23 protein-coding genes are annotated in these 21,122 nt (G+C 44.3%); 13 read left to right on the top strand and 10 right to left on the bottom strand.

Annotated elements, in window-relative coordinates; translation table 11 throughout:
- Positions 1-15 precede the first annotated feature (15 nt).
- Complete coding sequence (locus B5J94_RS10485) at positions 16-1,272, bottom strand: TonB-dependent receptor plug domain-containing protein (protein WP_062499729.1); 1,257 nt, start codon at positions 1,270-1,272, stop codon at positions 16-18.
- 269 nt (positions 1,273-1,541) lie between these two features.
- Between B5J94_RS10485 and B5J94_RS10480 the strand changes: the two genes are divergently transcribed.
- From B5J94_RS10480 to uvrC, 4 genes are all read left to right on the top strand, one after another.
- Positions 1,542-3,317: an ABC transporter ATP-binding protein/permease gene (locus B5J94_RS10480; RefSeq protein ID WP_062499731.1), complete on the top strand. Its 1,776-nt coding sequence runs from the start codon at positions 1,542-1,544 to the stop codon at positions 3,315-3,317.
- 224 nt (positions 3,318-3,541) lie between these two features.
- The gene (gene rho / locus B5J94_RS10475) at positions 3,542-4,798 is read left to right on the top strand and encodes a transcription termination factor Rho (RefSeq protein WP_062499733.1); all 1,257 of its coding nucleotides are present in this window, start codon (positions 3,542-3,544) and stop codon (positions 4,796-4,798) included.
- 315 nt (positions 4,799-5,113) lie between these two features.
- Positions 5,114-5,623 carry a hypothetical protein gene (locus B5J94_RS10470; protein ID WP_211271084.1) on the top strand — a complete coding sequence of 170 codons (510 nt, stop codon included), beginning with the start codon at positions 5,114-5,116 and terminating at the stop codon, positions 5,621-5,623.
- 173 nt (positions 5,624-5,796) lie between these two features.
- Positions 5,797-7,623, top strand: coding sequence for an excinuclease ABC subunit UvrC (gene uvrC / locus B5J94_RS10465; protein ID WP_062499736.1), 1,827 nt, complete (start codon positions 5,797-5,799; stop codon positions 7,621-7,623).
- An 85-nt stretch (positions 7,624-7,708) separates the two neighbouring features.
- Here the strand turns inward: uvrC and B5J94_RS10460 are convergent, their stop codons facing one another.
- On the bottom strand, positions 7,709-9,166 hold the full coding sequence (locus B5J94_RS10460; RefSeq protein WP_062499738.1) for an anion permease: 1,458 nt from the start codon (positions 9,164-9,166) through the stop codon (positions 7,709-7,711).
- A 593-nt stretch (positions 9,167-9,759) separates the two neighbouring features.
- On the opposite strand from B5J94_RS10460, the gene B5J94_RS10455 reads away from it, so the two are divergent.
- A complete protein-coding gene (locus B5J94_RS10455) occupies positions 9,760-10,695 on the top strand; it encodes an alpha/beta hydrolase (protein ID WP_062501279.1) in 936 nt (311 codons plus the stop codon).
- An 8-nt stretch (positions 10,696-10,703) separates the two neighbouring features.
- Entirely contained in the window at positions 10,704-11,456 is a 753-nt protein-coding gene (locus B5J94_RS10450; protein WP_062501277.1) for an NADPH-dependent F420 reductase, read from the top strand.
- A gap of 72 nt (positions 11,457-11,528) precedes the next feature.
- Here B5J94_RS10450 and B5J94_RS10445 read toward each other — a convergent pair whose 3' ends face one another.
- Positions 11,529-12,446, bottom strand: coding sequence for a LysR family transcriptional regulator (locus B5J94_RS10445; RefSeq protein WP_062501274.1), 918 nt, complete (start codon positions 12,444-12,446; stop codon positions 11,529-11,531).
- A 141-nt stretch (positions 12,447-12,587) separates the two neighbouring features.
- On the opposite strand from B5J94_RS10445, the gene B5J94_RS10440 reads away from it, so the two are divergent.
- The 6 genes from B5J94_RS10440 to B5J94_RS10425 all read left to right on the top strand — a co-directional run bounded on the left by B5J94_RS10440 (position 12,588) and on the right by B5J94_RS10425 (position 15,497).
- Positions 12,588-13,382, top strand: a complete 795-nt coding sequence (locus B5J94_RS10440) for a (S)-acetoin forming diacetyl reductase (RefSeq protein ID WP_062501272.1) — start codon at positions 12,588-12,590, stop codon at positions 13,380-13,382.
- 187 nt (positions 13,383-13,569) lie between these two features.
- A complete protein-coding gene (locus B5J94_RS10435) occupies positions 13,570-13,800 on the top strand; it encodes a tautomerase family protein (protein WP_079364125.1) in 231 nt (76 codons plus the stop codon).
- 7 nt (positions 13,801-13,807) lie between these two features.
- Positions 13,808-13,978 carry a hypothetical protein gene (locus tag B5J94_RS14240; protein WP_158081059.1) on the top strand — a complete coding sequence of 57 codons (171 nt, stop codon included), beginning with the start codon at positions 13,808-13,810 and terminating at the stop codon, positions 13,976-13,978.
- Positions 13,938-14,636: an alpha/beta fold hydrolase gene (locus B5J94_RS10430; RefSeq protein ID WP_158081058.1), complete on the top strand. Its 699-nt coding sequence runs from the start codon at positions 13,938-13,940 to the stop codon at positions 14,634-14,636. The genes B5J94_RS14240 and B5J94_RS10430 overlap by 41 nt, the downstream gene beginning before the upstream one ends.
- Positions 14,525-14,758: an alpha/beta fold hydrolase gene (locus B5J94_RS13940; RefSeq protein WP_143821971.1), complete on the top strand. Its 234-nt coding sequence runs from the start codon at positions 14,525-14,527 to the stop codon at positions 14,756-14,758. The genes B5J94_RS10430 and B5J94_RS13940 overlap by 112 nt, the downstream gene beginning before the upstream one ends.
- A gap of 88 nt (positions 14,759-14,846) precedes the next feature.
- A complete protein-coding gene (locus B5J94_RS10425) occupies positions 14,847-15,497 on the top strand; it encodes an NAD(P)H-binding protein (protein ID WP_062499445.1) in 651 nt (216 codons plus the stop codon).
- 38 nt (positions 15,498-15,535) lie between these two features.
- Here the strand turns inward: B5J94_RS10425 and B5J94_RS10420 are convergent, their stop codons facing one another.
- Together B5J94_RS10420 and B5J94_RS10415 are read right to left on the bottom strand one after the other, a co-directional pair.
- Positions 15,536-16,252: a pantothenate kinase gene (locus B5J94_RS10420; protein ID WP_062499447.1), complete on the bottom strand. Its 717-nt coding sequence runs from the start codon at positions 16,250-16,252 to the stop codon at positions 15,536-15,538.
- 59 nt (positions 16,253-16,311) lie between these two features.
- On the bottom strand, positions 16,312-17,154 hold the full coding sequence (locus B5J94_RS10415) for a biotin--[acetyl-CoA-carboxylase] ligase (RefSeq protein ID WP_062499449.1): 843 nt from the start codon (positions 17,152-17,154) through the stop codon (positions 16,312-16,314).
- 78 nt (positions 17,155-17,232) lie between these two features.
- On the opposite strand from B5J94_RS10415, the gene B5J94_RS10410 reads away from it, so the two are divergent.
- On the top strand, positions 17,233-18,042 hold the full coding sequence (locus B5J94_RS10410) for a sulfite exporter TauE/SafE family protein (protein ID WP_062499451.1): 810 nt from the start codon (positions 17,233-17,235) through the stop codon (positions 18,040-18,042).
- A gap of 144 nt (positions 18,043-18,186) precedes the next feature.
- On the opposite strand, the gene B5J94_RS10405 is transcribed toward B5J94_RS10410, so the two are convergent.
- The 5 genes from B5J94_RS10405 to B5J94_RS10385 are packed head-to-tail and all read right to left on the bottom strand — an operon-like array spanning position 18,187 to position 20,797.
- Complete coding sequence (locus B5J94_RS10405; RefSeq protein ID WP_062499453.1) at positions 18,187-18,831, bottom strand: DUF805 domain-containing protein; 645 nt, start codon at positions 18,829-18,831, stop codon at positions 18,187-18,189.
- A 3-nt stretch (positions 18,832-18,834) separates the two neighbouring features.
- Complete coding sequence (locus tag B5J94_RS10400; RefSeq protein ID WP_062499455.1) at positions 18,835-19,311, bottom strand: hypothetical protein; 477 nt, start codon at positions 19,309-19,311, stop codon at positions 18,835-18,837.
- A gap of 2 nt (positions 19,312-19,313) precedes the next feature.
- Positions 19,314-19,709, bottom strand: a complete 396-nt coding sequence (locus B5J94_RS10395; RefSeq protein WP_062499457.1) for a hypothetical protein — start codon at positions 19,707-19,709, stop codon at positions 19,314-19,316.
- A 9-nt stretch (positions 19,710-19,718) separates the two neighbouring features.
- Entirely contained in the window at positions 19,719-20,078 is a 360-nt protein-coding gene (locus B5J94_RS10390; RefSeq protein WP_062499460.1) for a hypothetical protein, read from the bottom strand.
- Positions 20,075-20,797: an ATP-binding protein gene (locus B5J94_RS10385; protein WP_228144587.1), complete on the bottom strand. Its 723-nt coding sequence runs from the start codon at positions 20,795-20,797 to the stop codon at positions 20,075-20,077. Before B5J94_RS10385 ends, B5J94_RS10390 begins: the two co-directional genes overlap by 4 nt.
- Positions 20,798-21,122 lie beyond the last annotated feature (325 nt).

Here is a 21,122-nt window from a genome sequence, read left to right as displayed (position 1 = left end):
AGTTTGGAAAGAGGTCTAATCTTGTTTGGCGGTCAAGGTCTTTTTGTCCGTGCCAAATTTGCCATAACCCCCTTGCAAACCAGTCTGGCTCCCTGCCTTGGTGAGTGAGCCTGTCGCCCAGTTGATGACGGAGGAGGTGTTATTTTGGTATTTGTGCCACCACGGATAGTAGTGGTCGGATTCGTTGGTAACGGTGTTTTCGTCATGCTGATAGCCGATGACACTATTGACACGCCCCCAATTTGCCAGATGTTTCCAGTCGATGTTAAAGCGATAACCACCGCCTTGGTTTTCAAAACCACTGTCTTTGATGTTACGGCGATAAAACAGCGATGAATGCGGGGCGTACATGGCAGTAGCACTTACCGTATCGCCATTGTCTGCTTTATAAAGCCCTTTTAGTAGATACGTTTCGCTTTTACGTTCTTGGTCTCGCCATTCGTTCAAGATGTTTTGGTAGTAGGGGATTTTGGAGGTTTGGCGGTCATAAGAAAACAGTAGGCTAAACTTATCATTGATAGGTTGGTTGATACTGGCAGAGTAGAACTCTTTGGTAAAACGGGGCTGATAATACAGCTGACTTGCCGACTCAAAGTCGTCCTTGATGTCGCCATGCACATGAAAACTGGTCAAAGCGTCATCTGTCATGCGATAAGAGACATAGCCCGAGGCTCGGTCGGACTTGGGATTTTTGATTTTGGCGTCCACCACACCGCCTGTAAAGTCGCCATATTTGGCAGAGACGTTACTGTCAAAGACTTCAACATGGTCAAGCAAACGGCTATTAATCCAAAGCGACTGCTCGCCCCCTGCTGGTAAATCCCAAGCGTTATAACCTGTCGGCAGGCTACCTGCAATGGCGTTGTTACTGGCGGGGTCGATGTTGTTGTTATTAGACAACCCATCAATCATGAAGTTGTTGTTATAAAATTTTTCACCATGAAACGACACTTTGGCAGGTTCAAGCTCTCCACCCATAAGACTTGAATTTGCTTGATTGTCAAACTGTACGCTTGGGTTGTTTTTTAAAAGTTCGGTGATGTTGCCGTTGCTTGTGGGTTGGTTTTTGATTTGGCTGGCGGTTAAGGTTTGGGTGCCCATTTGTTGGCTAAATGGGGTGATGACAATCGTCTCACTGGGCATGACTGCTTGGAACGTAGAGACACCTGTTTCGTCAGTGCTAACAGTGGTTGAGATGGCAGTGTTGTCATCGGCATGAGCAAGGCTGACTAAAGCATGACTGACCGCAAGGGCGATTAAGGTTTTTTTCATAAAAATATTCTTTAAAAATAGGTGCGGTAAAAATAAGTTACTTTACAACAATATTTGTTACAAAATAATAAACTTTATTAATATATTTTATTTTCAAATAAAAGTCAATATCACTAAATAGTTATTTACATTTAAAAATAAATCAAATCCTCTTTTAAGATAAATTTTTGATTGTTATAAATTATCATTATTAATAAAAACGCCAAAATCATGCTAAAATACGCCCATTTTGTATTTGAGATTTATTCGTTGGGGTGTGTTGGGGTATTATGGATTGGTCAAAAGAAATCATCGATTCGCTCATCTGGCTTGCCAAAAGCATGGCAATCACGAGCGTGTGTTTTTCGTTGTTCGTGTGGGGCTTGGTTAGATTTACCGCTTGGGGTGGGCAGTTTTGGGCGATGGCACAGGGCTATTTGTCGCCCAAACGCAGTATTAAGCCATTGACATTTTTTGCGTTTATTGTGTTTTTGACCTTATTAGAAGTGCGGATTAGTTTGATTCATTCTAATTGGTATAACACCATGTATTCGTCTTTGCAGGACTTAAACCAAGAGGTCTTTTGGACGCAGATGGTGGTGTTTTGTTTTATCGCCAGTACGGCGGTGGCAAATGTGCTACTCATGTACTATGCCGAACAGCGGTTTTGTATCAACTGGATAGAGTGGCTCAATCGTCATTTTGTGGATAGATGGCTTGCCAATCAAGCCTACTACAAAACCGCCTTTATGGAACTTGACAACCCCGACCAACGCATACAGCAGGACATCCAAGAATATGCCAAACGTTCACTCACGCTTGCCACAGGCGTGATAGCGTCCGTAAGTTCCATTGTGTCATTTACCATACTGCTTTGGGGACTGGCGGGGTCGATGACGGTCATGGGGGTTGAGATTCCCAAGATGATGGTGTTTTTGGTCTTTATCTATGTGCTTATCGCAACCGTGATTGCGATATGGCTTGGCAAACCGCTCATCAAGCTTAGCTTTGATAATGAAAAATTTAACGCCAACTACCGCTATTCGCTCATTCGTCTCAAAGAATATGCCGAGAGCGTGGCATTTTATGCAGGCGAGCGAGTAGAAAAGGCAAGACTGTATCGTGAATTTGATAAAGTGGTGGGCAATATGTGGGGCATTGTACATCGCACGTTAAAATTTTCAGGGTTTAATTTGGTGGTAACGCAAATATCCAGCGTATTTCCTTTGCTTATCCAAGTGGGGCGGTATTTTGCAGGCAACATCAAGCTTGGCGACTTAATGCAGACCATGCAAGTGTTTGGGCGACTTCATGGTAACTTGTCTTATTTTAGAAATATTTATGATGATTTTGCGGTTTATAAAGCCACGCTTGACCGTTTGACGGATTTTGAAAATGCCATACAACACGCCCAAACGGAACAAACCATCGCCATAACGCCCCATGAGTCGGATGTGGTATTTGCTGATTTGACCGTAAAAACCCCTGCTGGCAGAGTGCTGATTGATAAGCTAAACTTAACCATAACCCAAGGCGAGCATTTGTTGATACAAGGCAAATCAGGACTGGGTAAGACGACTTTGCTACGGACAGTGGCAGGCATTTGGTCGTGGGCGGACGGGGCGGTCGCTTGCCCTGCTCACACGCTATTTTTATCACAAAAGCCTTATTTGCCACAAGGGCGGTTGATTGATACTTTGTATTATCCTAAGGTTGTGCCAGAGGATGTGTCAGATGATGACATGGCGGTTTTGTTGGAGCGTGTGCAACTTGGGCATTTGGTGGATAAACTGCATCACGAAGAAAACTGGACGCAAAAACTCTCGCTTGGCGAACAGCAACGCCTTGCCATGGCTCGGGTGCTACTACATCGCCCTAGCGTGGTGTTTTTGGATGAAGCGACCGCCAGTATGGATGAAGGGTTAGAAAATGCCATGTATGGACTGCTCATGAGCCTGCCAAATACCACACTTATCAGTGTGGGACATCGCTCAACCTTGCTCAAATACCACGATACCAAACTAGAAGTGATGGGCGATGGAGCATGGCAAGTGACAAAAATCTAAACCTAACAAGGGGCTTGCTGACTTGCCTGCCCAACCATCTGCCAGTCATAAGCCTTTGGCAAATCAAAAAATCATCCCCAAGCCCTTGACATTCGGGCAAAGAGCGGTTATTATGGGTGGCTGATTTATCCTTTCATATTTTTACCGCCCTTGTCAGTCCTTGACTTTTTTCTTGGCGGTGTTCATTGTATTTTCACTTCTACACATCTTATCTAGATCATCTCATGAATTTGACCGAACTAAAACGCAAGCCTGTCAGCGAGTTGCTATACATTGCTGAGCAAATGGGGCTTGAAAACATGGCTCGTAGCCGTAAACAAGACATCATTTTTGCCGTCCTAAAAACCCACGCCAAAAACGGCGAGCCGATTTATGGTGATGGCGTTTTAGAGATTTTGCCAGATGGTTTTGGCTTTTTACGGTCATCGGAAGGGTCATATTTGGCAGGGCCTGATGACATTTATGTCAGCCCAAGCCAAATCCGCCGTTTCAATCTACAAACAGGCGACTCCATCGCAGGGCAAATCAGACCGCCCAAAGATGGCGAGCGGTATTTTGCTCTATTAAAGGTCAGTGAGATTAACTTTGACACACCCGACCGCTCACGCCACAAACTCATCTTTGAGAACTTAACACCACTTTTCCCGACCCAGCAGTTGCGCCTAGAAGTGGGCAACGGCACGACCGAAGACTTGACAGGGCGTGTGATTGACCTCATTGCTCCCATTGGTAAGGGTCAGCGTTCTATCATCGTCGCCCCGCCCAAGGCAGGTAAGACGGTGCTACTACAAAACATCGCCCAAGCCATCTCAAAAAACCATCCCGAATGCTATCTCATCGTTCTACTCATTGATGAACGTCCCGAAGAAGTGACTGAAATGCAACGCACGGTGCGTGGCGAAGTAGTGGCATCGACCTTTGATGAACCACCTGCTCGCCACATCCAAGTGGCGGAGATGGTCATCGAAAAAGCCAAACGCCTTGTTGAACACAAACAAGATGTGGTTATCCTGTTAGACTCCATCACACGTCTTGCCCGTGCCTACAACACAGTCATTCCGTCAAGCGGTAAGGTGCTGACAGGGGGGGTGGATGCCAATGCGTTGGAGCGTCCAAAACGCTTTTTTGGGGCGGCTCGTAATGTTGAAGAAGGTGGCAGTTTGACCATTATCTCTACCGCCCTGACTGACACAGGCTCGAAGATGGATAGCGTGATTTTTGAAGAATTTAAAGGCACGGGTAACCAAGAGATTACCTTAGAGCGAGAACTTGCTGAACGCCGTATCTTCCCTGCCATTAACATCAAAAAATCATCCACTCGTCGTGAAGAACGTCTGATTGATGATGAAATGCTAAGAAAATTGTGGGTTTTGCGTAAACTTTTGCAGCCCATGGATGACTATCAGGCGACCGAGTTTTTGCTTGACCGTCTAAAAGATGCCAAAACCAATGATGAGTTTTTTAATAACATGACTAAATAAGGTCTTTATTTATTGTAAATGTTGATAAATGAGATGATATTGGCAAGCTGTCATTATAAAAAAGTGGTTAAAATGTTATCATTTTGGTCTGCTTGTCAATGATTTGAGTTGTCGTTTTTAAAAACAGCGGTTACCAAAATCCATTGAAAAATAATCATTTTAAAAAAATTTGAAGTCATTTTTATGACAAAAATCAAAAATGGCGGTCAAAAGAAACGTTTTGTTACAGATTGACCCTATTTATTACTAAAAATCATTTGTTATTGCCGAATGATGTTTATATAATAGCACGAGCAATATAGGGGTAATACTTTATTGTTTTTTTGCATCATTTGTATTTATGATGATGTTTGGATGATGGATGAATGTTACCTAAAACCTATTTGGAATACCTATAATTTAGACGACCTATATTTAGGTAATCTAAAACTTCCACTTTTTGGAGAAAATAGTATGAGAAAGTTAATCCTAGCTACCCTAGTTGGTTCATTGGCACTAACTGCCTGTTCAAAACCAGCGGAAGAAGCAACCGATGCTGCTGTTGCTGCCCAAGAAGCTGCAAATGAGGCACAAGTTGCTGCCGCTGCTGCTCCTGCTGATGCTACCGCACAACAGGCCGCTGATGTTGCACAAGCCGCTGCTGATACGGCTTCTAATGCTGCTGCTGAGGCACAAATTGCAGGTGATGGCACTGTTGCAAAACAAGCTGAGGCTACTGCTGAAAATGCCCAAGATGCCGCCGAAGCTGCTGCTGATGCTGCCAATGCTGCCGCTGATGGCACTGTTGTTACAACTGTTCCTGTGCAAACAACCACTAATAACTAATCAAGATGTATTGCACAATATTATTGTGCAACCTTGTTTATTTGTCAAAAAGAGCCAGTTTTGGCTCTTTTTTATTCATCATTTGGTATGACTTGATTTGGTATGACTTGTAAAACCTAAAATTTACCTTATATTTACCTTATAAAACCATCAGTTAAGTACCTAAGTTTTTTATGAATCATGCTCATGCTGACCGTCTTATACAATTATTAAAAAATATTCCCAACCTGCCAGGGGTTTATAAAATGCTTGGCAAGTCGGGTGAAATTTTGTACATTGGTAAAGCCAAATCTCTAAAAAATAGGGTTAATAGCTATTTTGCCAAGACTGTTGAACATCCAAAAACAGTGGCTTTGGTTGCTCGTATTTGTGATATTGAAATCATCATCACACGAGGTGAATCTGAGGCTCTACTCCTTGAACAAAATCTCATCAAACAGCACCGTCCGCCTTATAATATCATTCTAAGGGATGATAAATCCTATCTGTATCTGTTCATCTCAAAGGATAAATTCCCACGCCTTGCGGTGGGGCGGGGCAAGGGCAATCATGCCGAGGGTCGCTATTTTGGGCCTTATCCGTCCGCCACGAGTGCCAAAGAAGCGGTGCTACTTTTGCAAAAGCTCTTTATGCTAAGAAACTGTACCAATACGGTATTTGCCACCGCCAAACGCCCCTGCCTAGAACACCAAATCAAACGCTGTACCGCCCCGTGCGTGGGGCTGATTAGCCAGACTGATTATGATGATAATGTGGGGCAAGCGTTAGATTTTTTGAATGGTAAAACAGGCGAACTGCAAGCCATGCTCGCCCAAAAAATGCACGAATCTGCCGAGAATATGTACTTTGAGCAAGCCGTATTTTACCGAGACCGCCTTGCCATGCTCTCTGACATTACCGCCCGTCAAGCGGTGTATCGGGTGGGTGATGACAGCAGTGCCGATGTGTTTGCCATTGCCGACAAAAACGGGCTGACGGTCGTCCATGTGCTGACCGTGCGTGGTGGTAAGGTGCTGGGCGGTAAGAATTATTTTCCTGATGATGTGGGGGTGTTTGATACGCCTGCTGAGCGATTGGAGCGGTTTTTGTTGTCGTTTTATTTGGACGTGAGCGATGATTTGCCCAAAGAGATTATCATCAATGAGATGATAGATGACAAAGACACGGTCGCCAAGCTGTTAAATGCTGAATTTGGCAAAAAATGCCTGATAAAAGACAAGGTACAAAAGCACCGCCGAGAGTGGCAGGAGCTGGCGATTTTGAATGCTCATAATGCCTTGACCGCCAAGTTGTCGGATTTTAATGAATTAAATGAGCGGTTTGTCGCCATGCAACAGGTGCTAGGAGCGGTGTCGGATAGGGCGATTAACCGCATTGAGTGCTTTGACATCAGTCATACCATGGGCGAGCTGGCGGTGGGGTCGTGCGTGGTGTTTGACAGTCGTGGGGCAAGAAAGCGGGATTATCGCCAGTACGCCATTCATGACGTGGTCGGGGGCGATGACTATGGGGCGATGAGACAGGTGCTGACAAGGCGGTATGCCAAACACCCCTTGCCTGATTTGCTATTGATAGACGGCGGTAAGGGGCAGTTAAACATTGCCAAAGACGTCTTAACCGAGCTTGGTAAATTGGACGAGACATTGCTCGTCAGCGTGGCAAAGGGCGAGGGGCGAAAGGCAGGGCTTGAAGTGCTACACTTTTTGGAGCATGAGCCGATAGATTTACCAATGAATTCTAAGGCGCTGCACCTTATCATGCACATACGAGACGAAGCTCACCGCTTTGCCATTACCGCTCACCGCAAAAAACGAGACAAGGCTCGTGGGGCAAGCGTGCTGGAAGTCATCCCCAACCTGGGGGCAAAACGCAGGCGAGACCTGTTGGCTCATTTTGGCGGTATTCAGCAATTACTTGGTGCGTCCGAAAGCGAGATTGCTAGCGTGAAAGGCATTGGTAAGGTGCTGGCAGGGACGATTTATAAATCACTACATGGCTAAGAGAGGGTCTTTTGAATAATAAAATAAGGGTAAATTCAATTTACCCTTATTTTTGTTTATTTGGACATAATTTTATCAATAATAATTAATAATACCCAAGCACTTTCCACCAAATCAGTCCGATGCCAATCCATACCACAAGATTGACCACACTCATGACCGCCCCAACTTTCCACCACTGTCCAAGCGAGACATAGCCTGCCCCAAAGATGACAGGAGCTGTGCCTGTGGCGTAGTGTGTGAGCGTCATCATCAGACTGCTAGATGCTGCCAAAATCAAGGCATAGAGCATGGGCGGTGCCCCAAGAGCAAGTCCAACACCATAAAACGCCCCAAACATGGCTGTAATGTGAGCGGTTGTGCTGGCAAAAAAGTAATGAGCATACAGATATACAAGTGTTAAAATCACCACTGCCCCAACCCAGCCTACTCCCATGCCCCCAATGACAGTCTCAATCTGCCCTGAAAACCATGCAATGAGCCCAAGTTTGTTCAGATAGGTCGCCATCATAATCAGCACACCAAACCACACGAGCGTATCCCAAGCCGACTTTTCTTTTAGAATGTCATCCCACGTCAGCACGCCTGTCAAAATCACCACCGACAAGCCCAAAAATGCCACCGCTGTCGCATCCACCGCCCACACATCGCCAAACAGCATGGCAGGCATGTTCGCCCACAGTAGGAGCATGCCACCAAATACACCAAGCATGATTTTCTCATCACGGCTTAGTTTGCCAAGCTCGGCAAGTTTTTGGCTGGTAAAGTCTTTGACGTCAGGCGTTTTGGTAATCTCAGGTTTGGCAATGATATAGATGACAAGGGGCATAAGCAGGATACACGCAAGCCCCGGTAGGAGCATGGCGAGTGCCCACGTTGTCCACGACAGATGAATCTCGTTGCCTGTGGCGTTGCCGACCAGCTCCACCACCAAAGGGTTTGGGGCGGTGGCGGTGATGAACATGGCGGACGTGATTGGGTTGGATTGGTAGTTTACCAGTGATAAATATTCGCCCATTTTTTTGGTCGTACCGTCATCAGGTTTTGAGCCAAAACTTTCGGCAATAGAGCGGGTAATGGGGTAGATAATCGCTCCGCCCCGAGCGGTGTTGGACGGGGTAATGGGGGCAAGTAAGGTCTCAGCGATTGCCAATGAGTAGCCAATACCGAGCGTCTTTTTGCCAAAAAAGCCGATGACATTATACGCAATCCTAGCCCCAAGCCCTGTCTTGACAAGCCCCCGTGAGATGATGACCGCCACAGCGATAAGCCAAATAAGCGGACTTGAAAAGCTGGATAACGCATCTTTCATCGCATCTTTGGGCGTGTCGGCGGTTACGCCTGTCAGGGCGACAAGGGTAATGGCGATGATGGAAATCGCCCCAATCGGTAACACTTTGCCAATGATGGCAACAATCGTCCCGACAAACAACGCAAGCAGATGCCATGCGTTCGGCTCAACGCCTTGTGGCACAGGAATACCAAACCAAATGATGAGAGTAACAAGCACGGCAATGACCGCAGGAATGGGCTTAAATGGCATACGTTCACCTTTTTATTATCATAAGATGTTAAAAATAAAACCTTGCCAATTTCCCTATCGGGTAAAATATCCTTATAAATTTTAAGGATTTAAAATGAAATAAAAAAATCATCATCTAATATTGATAAAATACAACAAATGCCAAACTTTTATCATTACTTATCAGCATGATTTCTTGATTTGATTATAACAGAATTGTTGGTATGAACCCATAAAATATGTGGGGTTATTTAAGGATTGTTTTGATAAATTCATCAGATAAAATGATAAAAATACCCCAAAAGTGGTAGAATTGCTCAATTTATGGCTAATTTTTCATGAATATATCAGTAAAATAGACTTCTTTCCAAACCCTGATTTTTATGGATTTTTAAAAACTTCAACCCCAATACTTATAAGGGTTTATTTTTAGTTTGGAAAGAGATTTAATCTATTATTTGGGGGTGATAATAAAACAGAAGTTGTGGTATGGGATACTGTGTTGTGATAAATGTTTTTTCCAAATTTAAAAACATCTTTTCCAAAAATCATTATTCTTTTATCAATTTTAAAATTTTATAATAATCCTACTTTCCAATTTTAGAGTATGTATTATGAAATCATCAATCAAATCCCTTGCCCTAGCATTAGCCCTAACCTTGCCCTTTGCCAGCGGTGTCGCCCACGCCAAAACACCAGCACAGCCTGCAAAAACGGCAGTTCAATCCAAATCCGTCATTACCCATATCCGCACCCAAGACGGCTTAAAATTGCACTTGCAAAAAGATATACCACACGCCAAACCCAAAGCCATTGTGGTGATTTCGCACGGCTTGGCGAGCCATTCGGGCGTGTTTGGCGATTTTGCCAAAACGATGAATGCAGACGGCATTGGCGTGTACCGCTTTGACCACCGTGGACACGGCAAATCGGATGGGCGAGACAGTATTCATATCAACAGCTATTTTGAAATGGTGGAAGATTTGCGTCTGGTCGTGCAAAAAGCCAAAGCCGAATACCCAAACACGCCCGTTTTTGTACTCGGACACAGCATGGGCGGACACATTTCGGCACTATACGGCACCAAATATCCTGATGATGTGAACGGCTTTATCTTGGCGGCAGGCGTGCTTCGTTATCATCAGATGAATTTTGGCTATTTGCCACGCCCAGAGCCAAAAGACAGTTTTGTGAGCGGGGCGGTTTCTTTAACCACGCTCAATATCCCATTTGAAGGTGCTGGCTTGTCGCTTGACAATGACCCATTGATGCTTGAAAAATTCTCGGTCTCTTTCCCCAACAGCTTTAAAGAAGGGCTTGAATACCTAAAAGACCACGGTCGTCAACTTACCGCCCCTGTGATGCTGATTAGCGGTAATAAAGATGTGTTTGTCTCACCACAAGATGCCATTGATTTTTATAATGAAACTAAATCAGGCGATAAAAGTTTGGTGCTGTACCCCAATTTTGGGCATTTACTCATGCTTGAAAAAGGCGGACAAAAAATCAATGATGATGTGGCAGAATGGATTGGCGAGCGTGTGAGATAAGGGCAGAAATGATGAATATTGCGGTCATTGGTATCGGGCAAATTGGCGGTACAATCGCCCAAAAACTTGCTCAGGCAGGGTATAATGTCTCTGTCGCCAACTCAAAAGGCGTGGACGGTGTACGTGATTTTGCCGACAAAATTGGGGCAAAGGCGTGCGATTTGGACACGGTGGGCGTGGGGACTGATGTACTGATTTTGTCCCTGCCAACGCCTGCTATTGCCGATTTGCCAAAATCGCTGTGGCAAGGTTTATCGCCTGATTGCGTGGTGGTGGACACCGCCAATTATTACCCTGAATTTCGGGATAAGCCGATTGATGAGATTGATAATGGCATGGCGGAGAGCGTGTGGGTGAGTTCTGTCGTGGGGCGAGATGTGGTCAAGGCCTTTAATATGCTACTTGCCCATTCGCTTGCCAATCTGGGTAAAAATCCTGATAGAAAAGACCGCCTGGCCATGTGGGTGGCGGGCAATGATGAGCCTGCCAAAGGGCGGGTTATGACGCTGGTGGAGCAATGCGGATTTGCACCGCTTGACGGTGGCGATTTGGCAGGTTCGTGGCGACAACAGCCCAATTCGGCAGGGTATTGCTGTGATTATACCGCCCATGAATTACGCCAAAGCCGTGCCAATTCGACCCAAACGCCCACCAGCGTCCGCCAAAACCGTGCCTATGCCATCGCCGAGTTACCCAACATGACAGAGGGCGACTTTTCGCATGAGAATGTGATTCGGGCGAATCGGATTTTGAATGTTTAATTTGGTTGGGGTAGAGACGCCGTTTGAGTTTTCAAGCGGTGTTTTTTATTGAAATTTTGCAAAATTAAGCTTTCAGGCTGCCTGAAATCCCCCAATCTCCCCCGCCACATCTTTCATCACCTGCCGAAACCACATCTGCACAGGGTCATAATGGCTTTTGGCGTGCCATGCCATGACCTTTTGATAGCCGTCAATGGCAAAGGGCAGTTCTAGCACCGTCAAATCAGGGCATTGCTCTAAAAAATGAGCAGGGGCAACGGTTGCCAAATCGCTGTTTTTTAACAAATCAGGCAACAGCGAAAAATGCCCCACCGAGAATTTGACCGTGCGTGTTTTGCCAAGCTGTGCCAACGCATCATCGGTCGCTCCTGTAAAATGCCCGCCATGATAGGCGGTAATCACAAATTCAAGCGTACAAAATCTGTCTATGTCCCAATGTTCTGTTAGCACTGGGTGGTCGTGTCTGACCGCACACAAATACCGCTCAAAAATCAATGGCTCAAAATGCAGGCTGTCGCCCAACTGCTCTGCCCCCATGATTGCCAAATCCCACACGCCGTCCGCCAAATTCTGCGTCAAATCCTGCCCCTGAATCGGAAAAAACGCCACTTTGACATTGGGGGCGAGTGTGGCGATGTTTAGGGCAAAGGGTATGCCGAGCGTGCGAATGCCGTTTTCGGTGCCTGCGATTTTAAAGGTGGTGGTAAGCTCTTTTGGGTCAAAATCGGTAGGGGCGACTAACAGACTAATGCTGTCCAAAATCTGACAAACAGGCTCATATAGGCTTTCGGCTCGGGTGGTCGGTATCATGCCGTGAGCGGTGCGGATAAATAAGGGGTCGCCAAAGCGGTGGCGGAGCTTGGCGAGCATGAGACTTACCGCAGGTTGGGTGAGGTTAAGGCGTCTGGCGGCACGGCTGACGTTTTTTTCTTGCAACAGGGCGTGCAGGGCTTTGAGTAGATTTAGGTCTAGGTTGTTTAAATCGCCCATAGATATAAATACCAATAATAATTTTTATATGATTTGATGATTATATTTATATCAGAAAATGGCTTAAAATGAAATCGTTTCATAAAGTTTTTTAAACGATTGCCATAAATGTGGCGATTTTCAACAGTTAGGAGTAATCAGATGCAAAAAAGCGAAACAAAAGTTGCTTTGGTAACAGGTGGCGGTCAAGGTATCGGTGAAGCGATTTGTCGCCGTTTGGCAAAAGACGGTTTTAAGGTTGCGGTGGCGGATTACAATTTGCAAACTGCCGAACAGTTTGCCAAGTCATTGAATGAACAGGGCTATACGGCGGTGGCAATTAAAGTGGATGTATCCAAGCGTGAAGAAGTGTTTGCTGCTGTTGAAAGTGCCAAAAATCAGTTGGGCGGATTTGATGTGATTGTCAATAATGCAGGCGTTGCCCCTGTTACGCCATTTGAAGAATTTGATTATGACGATTATCGCTGTTGCTATGATGTCAATGTCGGTGGCGTGTATTGGGGCATTCAGGCTGTCGTCAAAGCTTTTAAAGAATTGGGACACGGTGGCAAAATCATCAGTGCGTCATCGCAAGCAGGACACGTTGGCAACCCTGAATTGGCGTTGTATAGCGGTACAAAATTTGCCGTGCGTGGCATTACCCAAGTTGCCGCCCGTGATTTGGCTCCGCTTGGCATTACCGTGAACGCCTATTGCCCTGGTATCGTCAAAACGCCAATGATGATGAAGGTCGCACAAGACGTTGCTGATAAAGCAGGCAAACCTTTTGAATGGGGCATGGAACAATTTGCTCAAAACATCGCCCTAAAACGCTTGTCCGAGCCAGAAGACGTGGCTGCCTGCGTGGCTTATTTGGCAAGTGCCGACAGCGACTATATGACAGGTCAATCCTTGTTGATTGATAGTGGTATGGTATTTATACCCAATAAACTTTAAAATTACTACAAGCGCAATGATGTTTGGATGTAGGGACGTGCTGTGTACGCCCTGCACGGTAATGTCATCAAGGGTGTGCTCAGCACACCCCTACAAACCCGTGGTAAATATCAAGTTGGTTGAGTGTAACTAATTTTAGTGGGGGTAATTAAGCCCCTGCCATTTTCAAATATTTTTGGAGCAAATCATGCCACACATTACCCTACAATCCTACCCAAAAGGCTTAAGCCAAGCCGAACTCAAAACCTTTGCTGATGAGCTGACCGTATTGGCAAGCGAGCGTTTGAACACGCCTGCCGAGTACATCACCATTGATTTTCAAGAGTTGGACAAGCAGGCATTTAAAGCAGAAGTTTGGGACAAAAAAATCGCCCCAAGTCGTGAAACTCTGCTACGCCAACCACAATACGAGTTATAGGATTATTATGAAAATCTTGCCCTATCTAACCGCTTTTGTGCTTTTTGGCACAAGCCTTGTCGCCCACGCCGACAATCTACGCCATTTTGGGCAAACCGCCCACAGCTATCAAAGTGCCGTAAACTACGGCAATGCCAATGGGCATTATATTCAAAGCCAAGACGCCAAGATTTATTAGACTTCTTTCCAAACCCCGATTTTTGTGGATTTTTAAAAACCTCAACCCCAATACTTATAAGGGTTTATTTTTAGTTTGGAAAGAGATTTATTATGAAATCCACGGACAAGGCGAACCTGTGGTGGTGTTACATGGTGGGTTGGTCGGCTCAATTGGCGAGATGGGGCAATTGATTGATAATCTTGCCAAAACACACCAAGTCATCGCCGTAAGCACCCGCGGGCATGGCAAATCAGAAATCGGTCATCAAGTGCCAAGCTACGCCGTCAAAGCCCAAGACGTGTATAACGTGCTGACCCACATCACGGACAAACCCGCCCATATTTTGGGGTTTAGCGATGGGGCGTACACCGCTTATCATTTTGCCTTAAATTTCCCTGACAAAACCGCCAAAATCATCGCCATTGGGGCAGGCGAGTGGCAAAAGGCTTTCGCACCTTTGGTGGAACGTTTGCCGATTTTACCAAACTTGACCCCCTATACTGGCAAGAGCAAGCCACAATCCGTCCCGAACCCAAGCGGACAGAAGAATGGTATGGGCAAAACGTGGCGTATTTTAATGAGCTTGACATTGGCGAGAGCGTCTTTAAAAACATCACCGCCAAAACCTTGCTCATCGTGGGCGAAGACGACCAAAACGCCCCCTTGCCAACCGTGATAAAGGCTTATGAGGCCCTACCCAATGCCGACATTGCCGTAATCCCTAATGCATCTCACAGCGTATTTGCCGATAATTTTAATGCGGTGTGGGCGGTGGTAGAGCCGTTTTTAGCAAAATAAGCACAATGGGTAAATGCCGTCCAAAGGGGCGGTGTTTTAACCTGTGCTATAATACCCCTTTAACACCCTTTTTCATTTGGCAACCACCATGAAAACCAACCTACACGCTCTAATCATCGGAGCGACAGGGGCGACAGGCGAGCCCTTGACCGAGCAGTTGTTAGCCGATGAGCGATTTGATAAAGTGACGGTATTTGTTAGGCGAGCGATTGATACTTCCCACCCCAAACTGACCGTCCACATCGTTGATTTTGACACGCCTGACACATGGGCGGATAAGGTGCGTGGGGACGTGCTGTTTGGTTGTCTTGGCACGACCTTAAAGCAGGCAGGCAGTAAACCTAAGCAGTACAAAATCGACCATGATTATACCGTCAATGTTGCCAACATCGCCCACCAAAATGGCGTGGGGCAAATGGTCGTCATCTCATCAGACGGAGCAAACCCAAACAGTCCGCTGTTTTATTATCGCTTAAAAGGCGACATGGAGCGATCATTGTCCGCCATTGGTTTTGACAAGCTCACACTCATGCGACCACCGTTATTAAAACGACAAAACAGCGACCGCATGGGCGAGCGATTGGGCGAAAAGGTGCTTACCGTGGCAAACCGCTTTGGGCTACTTATGTCCGCCAAACCCATGCCAACTGATGCCCTAGCAAGGGCGATGAGACAGGCGGTGTTTGCTGACAAAGTGGGGGTTGTGGATAAGGGGGAGATTTGGGATTTGGCAAAATAGCAGGCTAAGTGACGGATTGTTCTTTGTTGTGATTCATGTCAAGCAAAATACCGTCTTAGCCCTGCCAGCAGTAGCTCTTCTTCGGTGTCAAGCTCGCCCCCAAACTGCACATTTATCATGTCCGCCCCGCCCCCTGTGAGCGTAACCTCAAAATCAGGATAATCGGCCCGCACCGCACGCACCGCCCCCACCACGCCAAACAGTACGCCATGATTGACCGCATCAAAGGTCGTTTTGCCCAATTCGGTGCTGTCAAACCGCCCAGCTTTCACCGCAATCTGCTGAGTGCCTGCATATAGGGCGTGGCGTTGCATATAGACGTTGGGCAGGATATATCCACCCAAATGCGTGCCGTGTTCTATCAAATCAATCGTCAAAGCCGTACCACAGCCCACCACGCATTGTTTTTTGGTATTATCCACCACGCCAAGCATTTGTAGCCATCTGTCCACGCCAAGCTGATTGGGGTCATAATGACTTGTCAAAAGGGGGTGGTTGGCGTTCACTTTGGCAAATTCAAATGGCACGTTAAAGCCTTGCAAGGTCTTATTGATGGCGGTGTTAATCTTATCGCCAAGCACGCTAGAAATCCCCACAAATTCAGGCTCAAAGCTTGCCAGCGTGCCAAGCAGTCCAAGCAATAATTCATTGGGGGCTTTTAGGTGTTCTTTTGCGTCATGGGCGATAATCGTGTCGTTATCTACAATCCAATATTTTAGGCGGGTATTGCCCAAATCTAGCCAAAGTTTTTTCATGATTTTCCTTAATAAAATGGGTTTTGGTATTTATATAAATTAACTATGCCAAATAAAACCTAATTCACGATTTTTGCCATACCTGCAAATATCGGCTTAATATCGCCATGATCATTTAATAACAATTCGCCTTGATTGCCAATGCCGATACATCTGCCTTTTGCGTAAGTATCGGTCATATTATTTTGCATAAAAATATGAATAAGTTTGTCGGTCAAAAGATGATTGGCGTTAAATTTATCAATAAAATTTTGTAGATACATGGGTTCTTTGCAATGATTGCAAATTTCCACTGCTTGAAATATCGCATTTGCCATAGGGATATATAAATCTTGGGCGGTGGTAGTTATATCAGATAATTCTTTTAAACACGTTGCTTGATAAAGACCGTCTTTGATGATAGGCGAATTATTGACATTTAAGCCCACGCCAATCACCACGCCCACAAGTGTATTTTTATCCAATTTTTTAAAAACAGGTTCAATTAAAATGCCAGCGAGTTTTTTAAAAAATCCTACTTCATCATCATAAAAGCCCACGTCATTTGCCCATTTTACGCCAATGGGGGGTAGGTTATTTTCGGTGCGAGTTTGGTTAATGGTTTGAATGATTTTTAATTGGGCAAGTTGATAGCCTACCGCCAAAGACAATAAGCCTGATAATTGATGTAGTTCAAATTCGCCTTGCCCAATGGGGGCATATAAAGACAAAAAAACATTGTCTGCACCGCTTACCCACGTCCGCCCATGTTGTCCACGCCCTGCCGTTTGGTGGCTTGCTGTGTATAGGTGGGGGGCGGTGTGGGGGTGCGTGCCGTCTGTAATGGCGTGGATTAGCTGGGTGTTGGTGCTGCCTGTCGTGTCAAAATGGGTGTGGGGCGTGGCGGTCAAAAAATTTGGCATGGGGCGGTTTTTGGTCGTTTCAAATGAATAAAAATAAGCTATAATACCATAAATTTGGTAAATGTGAGAGTATGTAACATGATGTATCTGTGGTTTGTGGTCGCAGGAGCGTTTGCGGGCGTGTGTGCAGGGCTGTTTGGCGTGGGCGGTGGTCTTATCATCGTGCCAGCACTTGTGTGGATTTTGGGGGCGTATGGCTTTCCGAGCGAGTTTATCCCCCATGTGTCGGTAGGGACGGCGTTGGCGACCATCATTATTACGTCTATCAGCTCTTTGACCGCCCACAACAAAAAAGGCGGTGTGCGTTGGGACGTGTTTAAAAATTTGACTTATGGCTTGGTGGTCGGTTCGTTGTTTGGGGCGTGGGTGGCGACGCTTATCAAGGGAGATTATTTGCAAGTATTGATTGGTGTGTTTGCCATTGCCATGTCCATACAGATGTTCATGAAAAAGGCGGACGAGAACATTAAGCCCCTGCCCAAGCCGATGAGTCAAAGCGTGGCAGGCGGCGTGATTGGTATGGCTTCGGCGATTTTTGGGATTGGCGGTGGTAGCCTAAATGTGCCGTATCTGACCCACGCAGGTCTGCCCATGAAACAAGCGGTCGGAACTTCGGCAGCGTGCGGTCTGCCCATTGCCATTGCAGGGGCGTTGGGCTTTATGGTATTTGGACGAAGTCATGTGGCAAACATGAGTGAGCCTGTGGCAGGACTGCTTGGCTTTGTGCATTTACCTGCCTTTGTCGCCATTAGTGTGGCGAGCTTTATCACTGCCAAACTGGGGGCAAAAATCGCCCATAAACTGCCAGCAGGGACGCTCAAAAAAGCCTTTGCCTGTTTGCTGATTGTGGTGGGTTGTCAATTGGTGTGGAGTGGGGTAGTGGGGTAGAATGTGCCTATTGAGCTTGATATTTGTCATAAGTATGTAGGGGCGTGCTGTGCACGCCTATAAAAAACGACAATATTAAAGAAAGTACTTAGCATGCCCTCATATATCATAATTATGACAGCTTTAAAGTTCTTTGGTTGTATTTTAGTAGGCAGGATCTGAGTAATAGGAGTCGTAATATTCATAATCGTCAGAATAGGGTCTTATATACTCATTTAACACAGACCAAGAAAATATACATGCACCAATAATGCATATAATTATAGTTAAATCTAATTCTGGATTTGGCTTGGATGGCAATCCATAATCATTTTTATTTTCATCGCCAGATTTAAAGATTAAGTATACTATGAATAAAAAATTAAGATAAGGAACTAGTACCCATAAAGTATGCCAGCCTGTTAGGTTGATATCGTGCAACCTTTTTCTTGTTTGCCATAATATTCTCCAGCATGGGTAGATGGCTGAAAGAATTAGATATCCACTTGCAGAATCATAAATGGAGCTTTCTGATAGTATGGCAATGATGATAAAAAAAGCTGTCAAAAGAAATATTAGCTGATTAGCCAATAGGCTTCTCAAATATCTTAGACGACCAATTCTATTGTCTGTATCAACATAATCTTCTTCGTGAGAAAGCTCATTAGATTGCGTTCTTTTTATTTGCTGACTTAAAGCATTTTCTATACCCATAGGGTCTTTTGGTGTGGTTTTTTCATTGTTATAAGAATATGGGTTGTAATCAAACTGAGGTAAAAATTTTAAATCATTCTTGTTTATGTTTTTCATATTTCAATCCTTAGGTTTTATTTTATATACCACTTGATCATTACTAATATTGATTTTATCTAGCTTTTCCATCTTGTGGAGTTCTTCTAAAAAAAATTCAACATAAAAATTTGTTAAAAAATCAAAATTTGATTTTTTGATTTGATCTACAGATATAATAGATTTGCTTTTTATATAGAATAAAATATCATTTTTAACAGTGTTTATTATTTTTTTATTATTATATATTTCTTGGTGTATGTCTTCATAATATAATTCAAATTTTTGTCTATCCCCTACTATCTTTTTGTAGATAGTAGAGTCATTCTCAACTTGTCTGTAATGTATTAATTCATCATAGTCATAAAAATTATATATGGGAATGCCGATGCCTAAGGTATTTAAGCAATGCTTTTGAAAATATTGACGTCTCTCATAAATAACTTCATTTTCTTTTATGAGAGATGTTATCTCGTTGATTTGATTTTCTGTAAGATTCATTTTTAATTTCCATGCTTGATGTCAGGACTGGTTATCGGAAAATTTAAAGGTTTATTTTTCAAGGAAAAATAATCGTCTCTAGTAATGTATTCTTGCCTTACCATTTTTTTGCTACTTATTTTTGTCATTTGATCAGATTTTCCTTGCCTGTCTTTAAAGTAAAAATCCCACTCAATAATAACATCTTTTGTGTGATTATCAATATAAATAATAATCTCTCCGCCAATCGGATTTAATTCTTTTTTGCTAACGGTGTCTATGATTTCTTTGTCTATATCAGGAGAGATATTGTCCAATATATATTCTATTGAGACGGGTTCTTTCTCCTTAAAAAATATCTCTTGAATGGCACCTAGTGCGATAGGTGTGGTCATAACCGCCATAACTTTCTTAAGCATTGTAACTCCTTAAAGGTGTAATTGTAACTCTTTAGCGACTTCATCGGTAATATCTACTGTATTGCCGGAGTTTAATCTATTTCGGATGTGCTCAGGAACTTCGCTGTCATTAATACGCTTTGTTTCGACTGTTTCACTCCATGATTGGGTTACTTGATCGTACGAGTAATATTTAAAAGTTTTAATAATATCTCTGTCCACGGCTTTTGCTAAGGAAACAACACCTTGCAAATTCTGTTGTACTTCTACAGGAAGTCTTTGAAAGCTTTCAATGAAAAAATTTCTAATTTCTTCCCAAAAAATAACCACAGCCGCACCAACAGCCGCACCTGCAGCCATCCAAAGTAGTAGGCTTACTGGATCAATCATATACTATCCTTATTTTTAAGATGGTTAAATGTTTTTTCATCAAGTTGGGTTTTTACATATTCTTCACTAACTTGCTTTGTCGTTGTTTGTGAGAATTGGTTTGCCTTTTGACTTGTCTTAATCTCATCAATTGCTTTTGTAAAATAAGAAAGAGAGACAGAATTATCGCCACTTCGTGAAGCAGACAGAGCTGACTTTAACACGCAGTTGCTAATATCACTGCCAGACAGCCCGTCTGAGTGTTCTGCCAAAATCTCAAAATTGACATCAGGGGCTAGGGGTAGGGCGGTGGGGATGTATTTTTGCCACAATTTTTGGCGATTGCCTAAGTCAGGTAATTCAAAAAGAATATGCGATAGGATTCTTCGCATAAAAGCAGGGTCATAATTTTCAATAAAATTGGTGGTAAAAATAATCAAGCCTTCGTGGTCGTTCATGAGTGTCAGCAGTACCGAGCGGGTTTGATTGACACTCACATCGGTGGCGTGTGACATATTGGTAACACGGCGACTTAAAATAGCGTCTGCTTCATCAAAAAAGATAATCGCATTTTGCTCTTTGGCGGTGTTAAAAAGGGCTGTGATGTTTTTGGAAGTTTCGCCAACGTATTTTGATTCTATTTCAGCATAATTGACGGCAATGAGTGGTTTGCCAAGTTCATGAGCAATGGCGTGTGATGCCATGGTTTTACCTGTACCAGGTAAGCCATATAGGTTAATGGCGATTTGGCGTTGGTGGGCGTGTGTCGTGGCAAGCCCCCATGTGTTAAAGATGTGTTCAGCGTGTTTTTGGTAGGATAAAAAATCGTGAATGCTATTTAAAGTGTTGTCTGGCAGGATTAAATCCTTGACAGTAAATTTAGGGCTTGTTAAGCTAAACTGCTGACTGCTGACTGCTGACTGCTGACTGCTGACTGCTGACTGCTGACTGCTGACTGCTGACTGCTGACTGCTGACTGCTTGGGCGAACTATGGGCATAAGATGACTCTGATATAATAGGGGCGAACTATGGGCATAAGATGACTCTGATATAATAGGTTTGGA

Source organism: Moraxella lacunata (assembly GCF_002027545.1).
Lineage (GTDB): Bacteria > Pseudomonadota > Gammaproteobacteria > Pseudomonadales > Moraxellaceae > Moraxella > Moraxella lacunata.
This window is presented reverse-complemented; position numbering and strand designations above follow the sequence as displayed.

What these genes read in the sequence shown, in the direction of transcription:
- B5J94_RS10485 (WP_062499729.1), bottom strand. Translation starts at nt 1,272, where the DNA reads ATGAAAAAAACCTTAATCGCCCTTGCGGTCAGTCATGCTTTAGTCAGC.
- B5J94_RS10480 (WP_062499731.1), top strand. Translation starts at nt 1,542, where the DNA reads ATGGATTGGTCAAAAGAAATCATCGATTCGCTCATCTGGCTTGCCAAA.
- rho (WP_062499733.1), top strand. Translation starts at nt 3,542, where the DNA reads ATGAATTTGACCGAACTAAAACGCAAGCCTGTCAGCGAGTTGCTATAC.
- uvrC (WP_062499736.1), top strand. Translation starts at nt 5,797, where the DNA reads ATGAATCATGCTCATGCTGACCGTCTTATACAATTATTAAAAAATATT.
- B5J94_RS10460 (WP_062499738.1), bottom strand. Translation starts at nt 9,166, where the DNA reads ATGCCATTTAAGCCCATTCCTGCGGTCATTGCCGTGCTTGTTACTCTC.
- B5J94_RS10455 (WP_062501279.1), top strand. Translation starts at nt 9,760, where the DNA reads ATGAAATCATCAATCAAATCCCTTGCCCTAGCATTAGCCCTAACCTTG.
- B5J94_RS10450 (WP_062501277.1), top strand. Translation starts at nt 10,704, where the DNA reads ATGATGAATATTGCGGTCATTGGTATCGGGCAAATTGGCGGTACAATC.
- B5J94_RS10445 (WP_062501274.1), bottom strand. Translation starts at nt 12,446, where the DNA reads ATGGGCGATTTAAACAACCTAGACCTAAATCTACTCAAAGCCCTGCAC.
- B5J94_RS10440 (WP_062501272.1), top strand. Translation starts at nt 12,588, where the DNA reads ATGCAAAAAAGCGAAACAAAAGTTGCTTTGGTAACAGGTGGCGGTCAA.
- B5J94_RS10435 (WP_079364125.1), top strand. Translation starts at nt 13,570, where the DNA reads ATGCCACACATTACCCTACAATCCTACCCAAAAGGCTTAAGCCAAGCC.
- B5J94_RS14240 (WP_158081059.1), top strand. Translation starts at nt 13,808, where the DNA reads ATGAAAATCTTGCCCTATCTAACCGCTTTTGTGCTTTTTGGCACAAGC.
- B5J94_RS10430 (WP_158081058.1), top strand. Translation starts at nt 13,938, where the DNA reads ATGGGCATTATATTCAAAGCCAAGACGCCAAGATTTATTAGACTTCTT.
- B5J94_RS10425 (WP_062499445.1), top strand. Translation starts at nt 14,847, where the DNA reads ATGAAAACCAACCTACACGCTCTAATCATCGGAGCGACAGGGGCGACA.
- B5J94_RS10420 (WP_062499447.1), bottom strand. Translation starts at nt 16,252, where the DNA reads ATGAAAAAACTTTGGCTAGATTTGGGCAATACCCGCCTAAAATATTGG.
- B5J94_RS10415 (WP_062499449.1), bottom strand. Translation starts at nt 17,154, where the DNA reads ATGCCAAATTTTTTGACCGCCACGCCCCACACCCATTTTGACACGACA.
- B5J94_RS10410 (WP_062499451.1), top strand. Translation starts at nt 17,233, where the DNA reads ATGATGTATCTGTGGTTTGTGGTCGCAGGAGCGTTTGCGGGCGTGTGT.
- B5J94_RS10405 (WP_062499453.1), bottom strand. Translation starts at nt 18,831, where the DNA reads ATGAAAAACATAAACAAGAATGATTTAAAATTTTTACCTCAGTTTGAT.
- B5J94_RS10400 (WP_062499455.1), bottom strand. Translation starts at nt 19,311, where the DNA reads ATGAATCTTACAGAAAATCAAATCAACGAGATAACATCTCTCATAAAA.
- B5J94_RS10395 (WP_062499457.1), bottom strand. Translation starts at nt 19,709, where the DNA reads ATGCTTAAGAAAGTTATGGCGGTTATGACCACACCTATCGCACTAGGT.
- B5J94_RS10390 (WP_062499460.1), bottom strand. Translation starts at nt 20,078, where the DNA reads ATGATTGATCCAGTAAGCCTACTACTTTGGATGGCTGCAGGTGCGGCT.